The organism is Enterococcus sp. LJL98 (genome assembly GCF_054871745.1).
The window spans coordinates 455,234-468,821 of the sequence record NZ_JBTXLU010000001.1 but is presented as its reverse complement, the minus strand read 5'-3'; the positions used below and the strand labels follow the sequence as shown (position 1 = coordinate 468,821).

Annotated in this window: 12 protein-coding genes and 1 riboswitch; all 12 genes read left to right on the top strand. The window is 40.7% G+C overall.

The genetic code is table 11. From position 1 onward, the window contains the following. Window positions 1–6: 6 nt before the first annotated feature. The 12 genes from ACYSNO_RS02180 (at window position 7) to purH (ending at window position 13,561) form a co-directional block, all read left to right on the top strand. Entirely contained in the window at window positions 7–693 is a 687-nt protein-coding gene (locus ACYSNO_RS02180) for a beta/alpha barrel domain-containing protein (RefSeq protein ID WP_461729420.1), read from the top strand. Window positions 694–781: 88 nt separating this feature from the next. Next, window positions 782–878: riboswitch (purine riboswitch) on the top strand. 67 nt (window positions 879–945) lie between these two features. Beyond that, window positions 946–1,527, top strand: coding sequence for a xanthine phosphoribosyltransferase (locus tag ACYSNO_RS02175; protein WP_461729419.1), 582 nt, complete (start codon window positions 946–948; stop codon window positions 1,525–1,527). A gap of 277 nt (window positions 1,528–1,804) precedes the next feature. Then, window positions 1,805–3,589: a hypothetical protein gene (locus ACYSNO_RS02170; protein WP_461729418.1), complete on the top strand. Its 1,785-nt coding sequence runs from the start codon at window positions 1,805–1,807 to the stop codon at window positions 3,587–3,589. Window positions 3,590–3,719: 130 nt separating this feature from the next. Further along, complete coding sequence (gene purE / locus ACYSNO_RS02165; protein ID WP_461729417.1) at window positions 3,720–4,208, top strand: 5-(carboxyamino)imidazole ribonucleotide mutase; 489 nt, start codon at window positions 3,720–3,722, stop codon at window positions 4,206–4,208. Next, window positions 4,192–5,316 (top strand): 5-(carboxyamino)imidazole ribonucleotide synthase, encoded by a 1,125-nt coding sequence (gene purK, locus ACYSNO_RS02160; protein ID WP_461729416.1) that lies wholly within the window; start codon window positions 4,192–4,194, stop codon window positions 5,314–5,316. The genes purE and purK overlap by 17 nt, the downstream gene beginning before the upstream one ends. Window positions 5,317–5,807: 491 nt before the next feature. Beyond that, complete coding sequence (gene purS / locus ACYSNO_RS02155) at window positions 5,808–6,062, top strand: phosphoribosylformylglycinamidine synthase subunit PurS (RefSeq protein ID WP_461729415.1); 255 nt, start codon at window positions 5,808–5,810, stop codon at window positions 6,060–6,062. Between the two features lies 1 nt (window position 6,063). Continuing rightward, a complete protein-coding gene (gene purQ / locus ACYSNO_RS02150) occupies window positions 6,064–6,738 on the top strand; it encodes a phosphoribosylformylglycinamidine synthase subunit PurQ (protein WP_461729414.1) in 675 nt (224 codons plus the stop codon). 1 nt (window position 6,739) lies between these two features. Continuing rightward, complete coding sequence (purL, locus tag ACYSNO_RS02145) at window positions 6,740–8,965, top strand: phosphoribosylformylglycinamidine synthase subunit PurL (RefSeq protein WP_461729413.1); 2,226 nt, start codon at window positions 6,740–6,742, stop codon at window positions 8,963–8,965. Beyond that, on the top strand, window positions 8,950–10,389 hold the full coding sequence (gene purF / locus ACYSNO_RS02140; protein ID WP_461729412.1) for an amidophosphoribosyltransferase: 1,440 nt from the start codon (window positions 8,950–8,952) through the stop codon (window positions 10,387–10,389). The genes purL and purF overlap by 16 nt, the downstream gene beginning before the upstream one ends. A gap of 15 nt (window positions 10,390–10,404) precedes the next feature. Next, on the top strand, window positions 10,405–11,445 hold the full coding sequence (gene purM, locus ACYSNO_RS02135) for a phosphoribosylformylglycinamidine cyclo-ligase (RefSeq protein ID WP_461729411.1): 1,041 nt from the start codon (window positions 10,405–10,407) through the stop codon (window positions 11,443–11,445). Beyond that, a complete protein-coding gene (purN, locus tag ACYSNO_RS02130) occupies window positions 11,445–12,026 on the top strand; it encodes a phosphoribosylglycinamide formyltransferase (RefSeq protein ID WP_461729709.1) in 582 nt (193 codons plus the stop codon). Before purM ends, purN begins: the two co-directional genes overlap by 1 nt. Further along, window positions 12,020–13,561 carry a bifunctional phosphoribosylaminoimidazolecarboxamide formyltransferase/IMP cyclohydrolase gene (gene purH, locus ACYSNO_RS02125; protein WP_461729410.1) on the top strand — a complete coding sequence of 514 codons (1,542 nt, stop codon included), beginning with the start codon at window positions 12,020–12,022 and terminating at the stop codon, window positions 13,559–13,561. Before purN ends, purH begins: the two co-directional genes overlap by 7 nt. The last annotated feature ends 27 nt before the right edge of the window (window positions 13,562–13,588 follow it).

Below are 13,588 nucleotides of genomic sequence, written 5' to 3'. Positions count from 1 at the left end.
AGAAATATGACAAAGAAATTTATACCCAATATTACGACAGAGTTAAGAAAAGATATTGTACGCGTGCCAGAAGCGATTGATGAAGCAAGTGGGATTGTCATTTTTGGTAAAAAAATCCGCTCGATTATTTTTACGACAGATATTGCGATCATCCGTAATACGAATGCGAATGCAGTGATTGCTGTTTACCCTTTTACCCCTCATCCGGCGATTACAAAAAGTATTATCGAAGCTGCTGATATTCCGGTTTTTTCTGGTGTTGGTGGAGGTCTCACGCAAGGAACGAGAGCGGGTTATATGAGCCTTTTTGCTGAAGCGCAAGGTTCGATTGGTGTGGTCTTAAATGGTCCTACGCCAATTGAGACTGTTCGTGAAGTTTGTCAAGTCGTTGATATTCCAGTTGTGAGTACGGTGACGAGTAAGTACACATTTATTGATGAAAAAATTCAAGCCGGAGTTAAAATTATTAATATTAGTGCTGGGAAAAAAACAGCAGAAGTCGTTCGTTATTTTCGCGCACAGTATCCCGAGTTGCCGATTATCGCTACGGGAGGACCGACAGAAGAAACGATTCGAGAAGCAATTCAAGCAGGTGCCAATGCGATTACTTATACGCCACCTTCAAATGGGAAACTCTTTAGTAAAAAAATGGAAGACTACCGTGAAAAAGAGCGGATGGCGTTTGAAGGTTAAAAACAAATGAAAAAATCGGTGAAATCGAGGAAACTCCATGATTAAGACTTGTTTTTTTAAGTATTTCACGAGATAATAATCATTGTGTTTTTCATAATTAGTCATTACTTATATATAGTCGTAATTGGTCGACAGTCTCTACCCGGTGCCGCAAATACTGGACTATAAGTAAAAAAAGTGTTCGAGGCACCTTTTTTGCTATTGTCGCAAAAAGGTGTCTTTTATTTTGAGAAAAAAGGGAGTTAGTTGGAAATGGAAGAATTAGTGAAGCGAATTCAACAAGATGGAGATGTGCTCGGTGAAGGTGTCCTAAAAGTCGATAGCCTGATTAATCACCAAGTCGACCCTTTGTTAATGGAACAAATGGGTAATCTTTTTGCTGAGGTTTTTGAAAATCGCAACATTACCAAAGTGGTTACGATTGAATCTTCAGGCATTGCCCCTGCCATTTTTTGTGCCTTAAAACTAAATGTTCCGATGATTTTTGCTCGGAAATCAAAGAGTTTAACAATGAATGAAGAACTGTTAACGGCTTCCGTTTATTCGTTTACGAAGCAAGTAACCAGTACGATTTCAATTTCGCGTAAGTTTTTAAATGAATCTGATAATGTCTTAATCATTGATGATTTCTTAGCCAATGGGCAAGCGGCAAAAGGGTTGATTGAGCTTTGTCAACAAGCAGGAGCTTCAGTGGAAGGGCTAGGGATCTTAATTGAAAAATCCTTTCAAGATGGCCGTGAATTATTGGAGAAAATGGGGATTCAAGTTGTCTCTTTAGCTCGAATTGAATCGTTAAAAGAAGGGAAAGTAACCTTTTTAGAAGCGGACGCTTAAAAACAATGAGCGATAACGTATAAGAAAATAAGGAAGGCGGCGTTCAAACGACTCTCAAGTTTGAATGTTGCCTTTCTTATTTTCTGATTGAGGACATGAAATAAGGAGCATTCTTAAAATCTTAGACTCAAAAGATCAAAAAAAAGGCAATAAAAAGGTTTTTTTTTTCAAAGATATCTGTTCAGGAGGCACCCTTACGGTATACTATTAATAGGTTCTGAATTCTTTGGAAAACCCGATGAATCGGACGAATAGTAAAAAGTAAGAAGGGAAAAAAATGACAAAACGAAGGAAGTATCTTATCCCAATCACTGCGATCGCTTTGATCGCAATCTTTATTTTATTGCCTCAAATCTACGTTGGGTTTGTACCATTAGGCTCGGACATGTCTTTTCACTATAATCGTTTTTATGAAGTTGCGCAGCAAATCGAAACGGGGAAATTCAATTATTTTCAAAGTCTCTATGGTTTTAATGGTAGCGGAAGAATTGTTAATGCTTTATATGGCTATGACATGGCTTTTATCAACGGCATTCTTTTGTACCTGACAAAATCTTGGTTGAAATTCCAATTAATTAGTTCCTTTTTCTGTTTGTTTGTTGCAGGAATGGGGACCTACGCCGTTGCGCGCAAACTCAAAATGGAACAACTTTATGCAATCATGGCTGCCAGTTTCTATATGTCTTGTGCAGGTGTGATTTATTATGTGCGCGCTCAAGGTTTTTCGGGGTGGGGTTCTGCTTTGCTCCCATTTGTTTTTATCCAAGCAATCCGAGCGGTGACGGATAAAAGGAAACCGATACATGTCGTTAATCTTGCCATCTCAGTCAGTTTATTATTAAATACCCATGTGTTGAGTGCCTTGATTGGTGTGGTTGCGATTGTACCGTTTTATTTGGTTAGTTTTTTTAAAGCAGGAAATAAAGGAAAATGGTTGGGAAGTGCTTTTTTAGCAGTTGGACTCACGATACTCATGTCCTTAAATACACTCATCGCATATTTTGAAGTCTCTTTAACCAATCATTTATTACGCCCCTATATTCCTGATTCTTTTCTTTTAGAGTCCTTAAAGCTAGATGTCGGAGCAATCAATGGAAACCATACGCTAGGGCTATTGTTTGGCTTTCCTTTTATTTTTTTGATAGTCTATGTGCTTCTCAATCGAACCGAAATCTGTTTATTAAATCGATTAATGACCGGTGTTGGTGCCTTCTTTCTTTTGGTTTCAACGACAATCTTTCCATGGGATAAACTCATGCAATTGATTCCAGCTTTAACGATGCTTCAATTCCCCTTTCGCTTGAGTATCGTTGCTTTTATTCTACTACCGGTTGTCTTTTTTGATGAAATCGGTCGAATCAAACAGTCATTTCAGTTGCCTCAACAAAAAATGGTGACTGCGACTTTGCTAACGCTCACCATCTTAATTAGTAGTTCGGCTCATTTACAGATGGAAGCAAATGCGCAAAAATGGCTACGTGATCCATTGTCTATGGGAAACAATTCTTCAAGCTACACGGCGAAAGAAATTAGGAACCATTTAAGAAGTTCCGACTTATCATACGCTTTAAAGACTATTCAAAAAGGGACCTCTGATTATTTGCCAATGAAAAAAGAGCGGGCGATTACAGATAGTAGGGATTTTGAATCGTTAGAATCGTATAAAAAATATCGAGAGACGATTCTAAACAACCAAGTCGGTTTTGAACGAGAAATTACCGATCAAGGAGAAATCAAATTAAGTTGGGAAAACGAAGAGTCGAATTCTAAGTTGGTACCAATTATTATTTATCAAAATAGTCGCGTGAAATTGAATGGCAAGTTGTTGCCAAAAGAGGCATATGATACCACCGAGTTCGGTACGTTGATTGTAGCGGCTGAAAAAGGGCAAAATGTTGTTGAGGTGGGATACGAACCACTTTTTCCCTTAAGACTCGTTCTTTGGATTAAAATGGGAACGATCGTACTCGTCCTTGTTTATGTCATTGGAAAAAAGATAAAAAAAGGAAAAAGCAACTCAACGCGTCGTGCTTCAGGTAGAAAAAGTTTTTCAAATACCTAATAATTCTGAGATGACTTCTCTAATAAGCGAACGATGAATCATTTGGATGGATTAATATTCGATATCTCTTTGACTTTTAAGGTTTTGGTTGTTAGAATAAGCCTAAAATAAGCATAAAAGGGGAAAAAGAATGAAGCCACAAGTAGCAGTCATCATGGGAAGCGTTTCTGATTGGGAAACAATGGAAGAAGCCTGTTTGGAGTTAGAGGCCTTAGGAATTTCGTACGAAAAAAAAGTCGTCTCGGCGCATCGGACACCTGATTTAATGTTTTCTTTTGCAGAAAAAGCAAGAGATAGAGGGATAAAAGTGATTATTGCGGGTGCAGGTGGAGCGGCTCATTTGCCAGGAATGGTTGCAGCTAAAACGACTTTACCAGTCATCGGTGTCCCGGTTCAATCACGAGCCTTAAGCGGGCTAGATTCCTTGCTCTCAATCGTTCAGATGCCTGCGGGGGTTCCGGTTGCGACGACCGCGATTGGAAAAGCGGGTGCAAGAAATGCTGGAATTCTTGCAGCTCAGATGCTTTCGATGTATGATTTAGATATTGCGAAAAAAATTGAAAACAATCGAAACGCAATGAAAGAAATTGCGATAGAAAGTAGTGATCAACTTGGTTAAACCGCTAATGCCCGGATCAACCATTGGAATTATTGGTGGCGGTCAGTTAGGAAAAATGTTAACAATGAGTGCAAAAAAAATGGGTTTTCAAGTCGGAGTGCTCGATCCAGCTGAAAATTGCCCAACTGCACAAATCGCAGATTGGCATTTATTAGCCGATTATGACGATGTTCTAGCCCTTGAAGAAATGGCGAGACGTAGTGATGTCGTGACGTATGAATTTGAAAATGTGAATGTGGAAGCCTTGAGTACGATTACGTCTATCGTTCCAGTACCACAAGGGACCGATCTTTTGGCAATTACACAAGATCGTTTAATGGAGAAATCCTTTTTAGAAGCCAATAACGTTGTAATTGCACCTTATTCTACAATTATTAATCCAACTGATATTCAAGATGCGATTGAAAGTATTGGTTATCCTTGTGTTTTAAAAACCACTCGCGGTGGCTATGATGGAAAAGGACAATACGTCTTAAAAAATATGTCTGATTTGGCGCCGTCAATGAATCTATTACGTGAAGGTACGTGCGAGCTAGAAGCTTGGATTCCTTTTGAAAAAGAATTATCGATTATGGTGGCAGGAAACGGGAGCGAATTTATGACTTTTCCGATTGTTGAAAATATTCATCGGAAGAATATCTTGCATCAAACGATTGTACCAGCTGGTATTTCAGATGAAGTCGCAAAAGAAGTGACACGGATAGCAAAAGTGATTGCAAAAGCAGTCAACTTGCACGGTGTTTTAGCGATTGAAATTTTTCTGACAGAATCTGGAAGCATTTATGTCAATGAACTCGCTCCGCGTCCTCATAATTCCGGACATTATTCAATCGAAGTTTGTAATATCAGTCAATTCGATGCGCATATTCGTGGAATTTGTGGCTGGCCTTTAGGTGAAGTAGAACTGCTATCGCCAGCTATTATGGTCAATATTTTAGGAGAAGATTTAGAGAAAACATATGGATTAATTTCCCAACAGCCGAACTGGCAATTTCATTATTATGGAAAAAAAGAAAGTAAAAAGGGTCGGAAGATGGGCCATATCACAATTGTAACCGCAGACTTAATGCAAACAAAAGCGGAGATTGACCAAACAGGTATTTGGTAAGTGTCATTTTGGTGGTTTGTAAAAAATGGAACCAATCAAACCTGTTGTCAGGATCATCAATGTTTTTCCCCTTATGTTCAACTGAAAGCAGCAACCTTCAAAATAAGAGGCAGGTCTCTTGTTTTGAAGGTTTTTTTGTATCGTTAAAAAAACACGAACGTTTATAGGTTATATTAAACGAAATGTAAATAATTAATTGACGGATGACTTTCTGAGTTGATACAATAGTGACATAAAAGAAACGTTCTTTATCAAAAAGATTGCTTTAAAAATCAACTTAACGCTTGAATATACGTAAAATTAAGAGAGAGAAAAATTTTTTGTTTGTTATTCTAGCGGAAAGCAAAAAAAGAGCGTCCGATTTCCTGGTTCTCTTTTAGTGTCAAACACGAACGATATTGGAATAACTCTCGTTCATTAAATGACAAAAGGAAGTCAAAGCATTTTTCGTTAAATAAAAAATAAAGTTTTTATTAAAGGAGAAGAAGAACATGTATTTCGTTAAAGTTTATGTTACTTACAAAGAATCGGTTGTTGATCCACAAGGAGAGGCGACTAAAGGAGCTATCCATCGTTTAGGTTTTACCGAAGTAGAAGATTTACGTGTCGGCAAGTATTTTGAAGTGAAGGTGGCAAAAGCGGATCGTCCGGTCGAAGAAGTGGTCGAAGAAATCTGTCGTAAGTTATTAGCGAATGAAAACATGGAAACTTATCATTATGAAATTATTGCAATGGAGGAAGCCTAACATGAAATTTGCGATCGTTGTTTTTCCAGGTTCTAGTGGCGACCTTGATTTACTATGGGCGATTCAAGAAATCATAGGCGAAAAAGCAGCGTACGTCCGCCATGATGCAACGAGTCTAGCAGGCTTTGATGGTGTTATCTTGCCAGGTGGGGCATCTTACGGTGATTATTTACGCAGTGGCGCTTTAGCCAGTCGCGATACGATTATGCATGAAGTCATTCGCTTTGCCAAAGAGGGAAAGATGGTCTTAGGTGTGGGAAACGGCTTTCAAATTTTGACTGAAGCGAATCTCCTACCTGGAATTTTACAAACGAATCAAGCTTTGAAGCCTATCTGCAAGACCCTTGCGATTGTTGTCGAAAATAACCAAACAAAATTTACAACGGCCTATGGCGAGCAACAAGTTTTGCAGTTGCCAGTTGCGCATGCTCACGGCAATTATTACTGTGATCAAGCAACTTTGGCGCAATTAGAAGAGAACCAGCAAATTGTTTTTAAATACCTTGAGAATGAAAATGGCAGTTTAGCGAGTATCGCAGGGATCACTAATGCAGCTGGAAATGTTTTAGGGATGATGCCGCATCCAGAACGAGCGATGGAAGCCTTGCTTGGTTCAGAAGATGGCAAAGCACTTTTTACTTCAATCTTAAAGAATTTTGGAAAGGTGACCGTTTAAAATGACAAATCGAATCGAGCCAACGCCACAAGAAATTAAAGAACAAAGAATTTATGCGCAATGGGGATTAACGGATGAAGAGTACCGAATGATCTCAGAAGAAATTTTACATCGTTTGCCTAACTACACAGAGACTGGTTTGTTTTCTGTCATGTGGAGCGAACATTGTTCTTACAAAAATTCAAAACCGGTTTTAAAGAAGTTTCCAACAGAAGGTCCGCAAGTGCTACAAGGGCCAGGGGAAGGCGCTGGGATTGTCGACATTGGCGATAATCAAGCAGTTGTGTTTAAAGCAGAAAGTCATAATCATCCATCTGCAGTTGAACCTTATGAAGGAGCGGCGACGGGTGTCGGTGGCGTGATTCGTGACATCTTTAGTATGGGTGCGCGTCCGATTGCGATGTTGAATTCTCTGCGAATCGGTGAGCTTGAATCTGAACGGACCAAATACATCTTCAAGGAAGTTGTGGCCGGCCTTGGCGGTTATGGCAACGCGATTGGCATCCCGACAGTAGGTGGGGAAATTCAATTTGACGCATGTTATGAAAAAAATCCATTAGTGAATGCAATGTGTGTTGGTCTAATAAATCATGAAGACATTCAAAAAGGACAAGCGAAAGGAATTGGAAATTCAATCATGTATGTCGGTGCCAAAACGGGACGAGACGGGATTCATGGTGCAACCTTTTCATCCGAAGAATTTTCTGAAGAGGACGAAGAACAAGAGCGTTCAGCTGTACAAGCAGGAGATCCTTTCTTAGAGAAGCTATTGATGGATGCTTGTTTAGAATTGATTTTAGAACACCGTGATATTTTAATTGGAATCCAAGATATGGGGGCAGCGGGGCTGGTTTCTTCTAGTTCTGAAATGGCTTCAAAAGCTGGCTCTGGCTTGAAAATGTATTTAGATGAGGTACCACAACGAGAAGTAGGGATGTCAGCCTATGAAATGATGCTTTCCGAATCACAAGAACGGATGTTACTTTGTGTGAAAAAAGGTGCCGAACAAGAAGTAATTGATTTATTTGAAAAAGCTGGTTTAGAAGCAGTAACGATTGGCGAAGTAACGGATGACCGCTTGTATCGCCTCTATCACAAAGGAATCGAAGTCGCGAATCTACCCGTCGATGCTCTCGCTGAAGATGCTCCGACCTATTATAAACCCTATGAAGAACCTACAAGGATCAAAGAATTCTCTGAAATGGCTGACTTTATGCCGACTATCACTGATGCAAATGAAACATTCCTAACCTTATTGCAACAACCAACAATCGCTTCAAAAAAAGCGGTTTACGAAACGTTTGATTCAGAAGTTCGCACAAATACAGTGGTTGGACCAGGTAGCGATGCGGCGATTGTTCGAATTCGTGAAACCAATAAAGCGTTAGCGATGACCGTTGATTGTAATAGCCGTTATCTTTATTTGAATCCAGAAATTGGTGGCCAAATAGCGGTTGCGGAAGCGGCACGTAATATTGTCGCTTCGGGTGGGAAACCATTGGCTTTGACGGATTGTTTGAATTATGGGTCGCCAGAAAAACCGGATGTTTTTTGGGAACTATGGACGTCTGCAGATGGAATCGCCGAAGCTTGTCGCGTCTTAGAAACGCCGGTTATTTCAGGTAACGTTTCAATGTACAACGAAACAGAAGGCGAAGCGATTTACCCGACACCGGTCATTGGTATGGTTGGGCTTATCGAAGACCTTGCCCATATTACGACACAAGATTTTCGTTCAGCCGGCGATGCGATTTATTTAGTGGGACAGACCGGATTGGATTTCAATGGAAGTGAAATTCAAAAAGTTCAACTTGGCAAAATCGAAGGGAAATTGATGCCTTTTGACTTGGTTGCAGAAAAAGAAAATCAAGCACTTGTTTTAGCTGCGATTCAAGCCGGTCTTGTTGTAAGTGCGCATGATTGTGCAGAAGGTGGAGTAGCGATTGCCTTGGCCGAATCTGCATTTGGACAAGGTCTTGGGGTAGAGGTGGCGCTTGACATGCCGAAAGAAGCTTTATTTTCAGAAACACAATCACGTTTCGTCCTTAGTGTGAAACCAGAAAACCAAGTTGCTTTTGAAACACTCGCAGGAACATTCGCAACAAAAATCGGGACAGTGACGTCAGATGGTCAGCTGAAAATGACCGCGAAAGAGGGTGCGATTCACGTAGCAACCCAAGCGGCGAAGCAATTGTGGGAGGATGCGATTCCATGTCTACTGAAGTAAGAAGTCTGAATGAAGAATGTGGCATTTTTGGCGTCTGGGGACATGAAGAGGCGGCTCGTGTGACCTATTTTGGCTTGCATAACTTGCAGCACCGTGGGCAAGAAGGCGCAGGAATCGTTTCAAATGAAGCAGGAAAATTATATGGCGAGCGTGGACTAGGGTTATTATCTGAAGTTTTTGCAAACGAAAAGCGTTTAAATAAACTACGTGGTTCTGCAGCGATTGGTCATGTGCGTTATGCAACGTCGGGCAATGGCCATGTAGATAATATTCAACCATTCCTATTTCGTTTTTTTGATAGCGATGTGAGTTTGGCTCATAATGGCAATTTAACCAATGCCAAAACACTAAGACGAGAATTGGAAGAAGCAGGAGCAATTTTTCATTCGAGTTCTGATACAGAAATTTTAATGCATTTGATTCGTAAAAGTACAGCGGAGACTTTTTTAGAGCGGCTAAAAGAAAGCTTGAATCAAATAAAGGGTGGCTTTGCTTATATCTTAATGACGGAAGATGCGATGTATGCCACGCTTGATCCAAACGGATTTCGGCCACTTTCAATCGGTCAGATGAAGAATGATGCATACGTCATTGCTTCGGAGACGTGCGCGCTGGAAGCAATCGGTGCACGCTTTGTTCGCGATGTTCAACCAAGCGAAGTGGTGATTATTAGTGACCAAGGATTAAATATTGAGACCTTCACCGAAGAAGTCCAGCCAGCAATTTGTTCAATGGAATATATTTACTTTGCTCGTCCGGACTCGAATATCGCTGGAGTCAATGTACACACCGCTCGAAAAAATATGGGGATTCGTTTAGCGGAAGAAGCGCCAATTGAGGCTGATATGGTCATTGGGGTGCCAAATTCTTCGTTATCTGCCGCTAGTGGTTATGCAGAACGTTCGGGCATCCCTTATGAGTTAGGGCTTGTTAAAAATCAGTATGTTGCCAGAACCTTTATTCAACCGACCCAAGAATTGCGTGAACAAGGTGTTCGAATGAAACTTTCTGCTGTTCGAGGTGTTGTTGAGGGAAAACGTGTGATTTTAGTCGATGACTCAATCGTTCGAGGAACAACAAGTCGTCGAATTGTTCAGTTGTTAAAAGAAGCAGGAGCTAAAGAAGTTCATTTACGCATTGCTTCGCCTCCGCTCAAATACCCATGCTTTTATGGGATTGATATTAAGACGCGAAAGGAATTAATTGCGGCTGATTTAACGATTGAACAAATGAACCAGCGATTTGGTGCAGATTCGCTCGCCTTTTTAAGTGAACAAGGATTGATTGATGCCATCGGACTGAATTTTGATGCGCCGTATACCGGATTATGCATGGCTTATTTTAATGGCGACTATCCAACGCCGCTGTATGATTATGAATCCAAATACCAAGCATCATTGAAAGATAAAAAATCAAAATTTTAATTGGAGGAATGACAAGTGCCAAATGCATATGCCCAAGCGGGTGTTGACGTCGAAGCAGGATATGAAGTTGTGGAACGCATAAAAAAACACGTCAAAAAAACAGAACGTTTAGGTGTGATGGGAGCTTTAGGTGGTTTTGGTGGCTGTTTTGACCTTAGTTTGTTAGACGTAAAAGAACCAGTATTAGTTTCTGGAACAGATGGCGTCGGAACAAAATTAATGGTGGCAATTCAAGAAAATCAACACGCAACCATCGGAATCGATTGCGTGGCGATGTGTGTGAATGATATTATCGCCCAAGGAGCAGAACCGCTTTATTTTCTAGACTATATTGCCACGGGGAAAAATCATCCTGAGCGATTAGAGGCCGTGGTTGCGGGGGTTGCAGAAGGGTGTTTACAAGCAGGAGCCGCTTTAATCGGTGGCGAAACAGCAGAAATGCCCGGAATGTATGGTGCAGACGACTATGACTTGGCAGGTTTTGCTGTTGGGATTGCTGAAAAAAGCCAGCTTGTCACCGGCGAAAAAATAGCTGCCGGGGATGTGTTAATTGGTTTGCCGTCTTCAGGCATTCATTCAAATGGTTATTCTCTAGTACGTAAAATTTTTTTTGAAAAACATGGATTAAAAGGGACGGACAGGTTAAAAGCGAGTCAAAAAACCTTACGAGAAGAATTGTTAACGCCAACGAAAATCTATGTAAAAGAAATTTTGCCGTTAGTCAAAGCGGGATTGGTCAATGGAATGGCGCATATTACAGGAGGTGGTTTTGTCGAAAACTTGCCTCGTATGCTTTCTGATGAATTCGCAGTAGTGGTTCAACAAGGCTCGTGGCCTGTGCTTCCGATTTTTAAAGATTTAGAAACATACGGTCAAATTCCAACGATGGAGATGTATGAAATCTTTAACATGGGTATCGGGATGGTTCTAGCAGTCGCTCCAGATAAGGTAGCTACCGTTCAAAAGATGATCACTGATTTAGGAGAAACTTCTTTTGTGATTGGGTCAGTTAAAACGAAAGAAAAAACAGAAATTGAATGGATTGAAGCGAAATGATGAGGATGGCTATTTTCGCTTCAGGAAACGGAAGTAATTTTGAGGCGATTGTGCAAGGTGTGAAAAATGGGGAGATTCAAGGAGAAGTGGCGCTTCTTTTTTGTGATAAAAAAGATGCTTATGTCCTTGAACGAGGAAAAAGGCATGGCATCCCATGCCTTTCTTTTTCACCCAAAGAGTTTGATTCGAAAATTGCATATGAAGAAAAAATCAAAGAAGCCTTAGAAAAACATCGGGTCGATTTAGTGGTTATGGCAGGTTATATGCGGATTGTTGGTGATACCTTATTACAAGCGTATCCCAATAAAATCATTAATCTTCACCCTTCATTACTTCCAAGTTTCCCTGGGTTGCATGGGATTCGAGACGCCTTTGAGTATGGGGTGAAAGTGACCGGCATTACGATTCATTACATCGATGAAGGAGTTGACACAGGGCCGATTATCGCACAAGCAACGACGGAGATCTTACCTTCGGATTCGTTGGAGAGTATAGAGGAAAAAATTCATCAATTGGAACATGAGTGGTATCCAAAAGTATTAGCCGAAATTACGCAAAAAGGAGTTTCATTGACATGTTAAAAAGAGCATTAATTAGTGTTTCTGACAAAGCGGGTATTGTAGACTTAGCAACAGAATTAGTCGGTTTAGGTTTTGAGATTCTTTCAACGGGTGGAACAAAAACTGCTCTAGATGAAGCTGGAATCGCAACAATTGGGATTGAAGAAGTGACGGGATTTCCTGAAATGATGGACGGTCGTGTCAAAACACTCCATCCAAAAATTCATGGAGGCTTACTCGGACGTCGGGATTTAGACAGTCATGCGCAAGCGATGGTGGATCATCAAATACATCCGATTGATTTGGTTGTTGTGAATTTGTATCCATTTAAAGAAACGATTGCTCGATCAGACGTCACCGCAGCCGAAGCGATAGAAAATATTGATATTGGCGGACCAAGCATGTTACGCTCTGCAGCTAAAAACCATCAATTTGTCACTGTTGTGGTTGATCCAGCTGACTATCCCCTTATTCTTGGGGAATTAAAAGCAAAAAATGAAACAACTTTTGCCACTCGTCAGCGCCTAGCTGCAAAAGTCTTCCGTCATACTGCAGCCTATGATGCCTTAATTGCGAGCTATTTAACCGATTTGGTTGGTGAGGAAGAACCTGAAAAATTAACACTGACTTATGATTTAAAGCAATCGCTTCGATACGGAGAAAATGGCCATCAAGCAGCCGCGTTTTATCAAGATGCGCTACCGATTTCCTTTTCGATTGCCCAAGCAAAACAACTACATGGAAAAGAACTTTCCTATAATAATATTCGTGATGCAGATGCCGCAATTCGGATTGCCAAAGAATACGCGAAACCTGTTGCAGTGGCTGTGAAGCATATGAACCCTTGTGGAATTGGGACAGGAGCGACGGCTTATGAGGCATACATGAACGCTTATGAGGCAGATCCTGTTTCTATTTTTGGTGGAATTGTCGTGGTGAACCGTCCGATTGATTTAGCGACAGCAAATGAAATGAAAAAATTATTCTTAGAAATGATTATTGCACCGGCTTTTGAAGAGGAAGCTTTTACCGAACTTGCGAAAAAGAAAAACTTACGCTTGATGACGTTAGATTTTGAGACGCCAGCTCGTTTTAAAAAAGAAGTGGTTTCTGTTTTGGGAGGCTTACTAGTCCAAAGTCCGGATCATTTAGCAGAAGTACCAGCGGATTGGAAAGTTGTGACCAAACGTCAACCGTCACAAGCGGAAGTTGAAATGCTAGATTTTGCTTGGAAAGCCGTCAAACACGTAAAATCAAATGCAATTTTATTAGCTAATGAAGCAGGAACGGTTGGTATTGGTGCTGGACAGATGAATCGGGTGGGCTCGGTGAAACTTGCGATTGAACAAGCAAGGGCTAATGGAAGGCTAACAGGAGCCGTTTTAGCAAGTGACGCATTCTTCCCAATGGGGGATAGTGTGGAATACGCAGCGAAAAACGGCATTAAAGCCATTATCCAACCTGGTGGAAGCATTAAAGACCAAGAATCCATTGATCTGGCTGATCAATATGGAGTTGCAATGATCTTTACTGATGTTCGTCATTTTAAACATTAAAAGACTTTTAAAAGATAAGGGAGATTG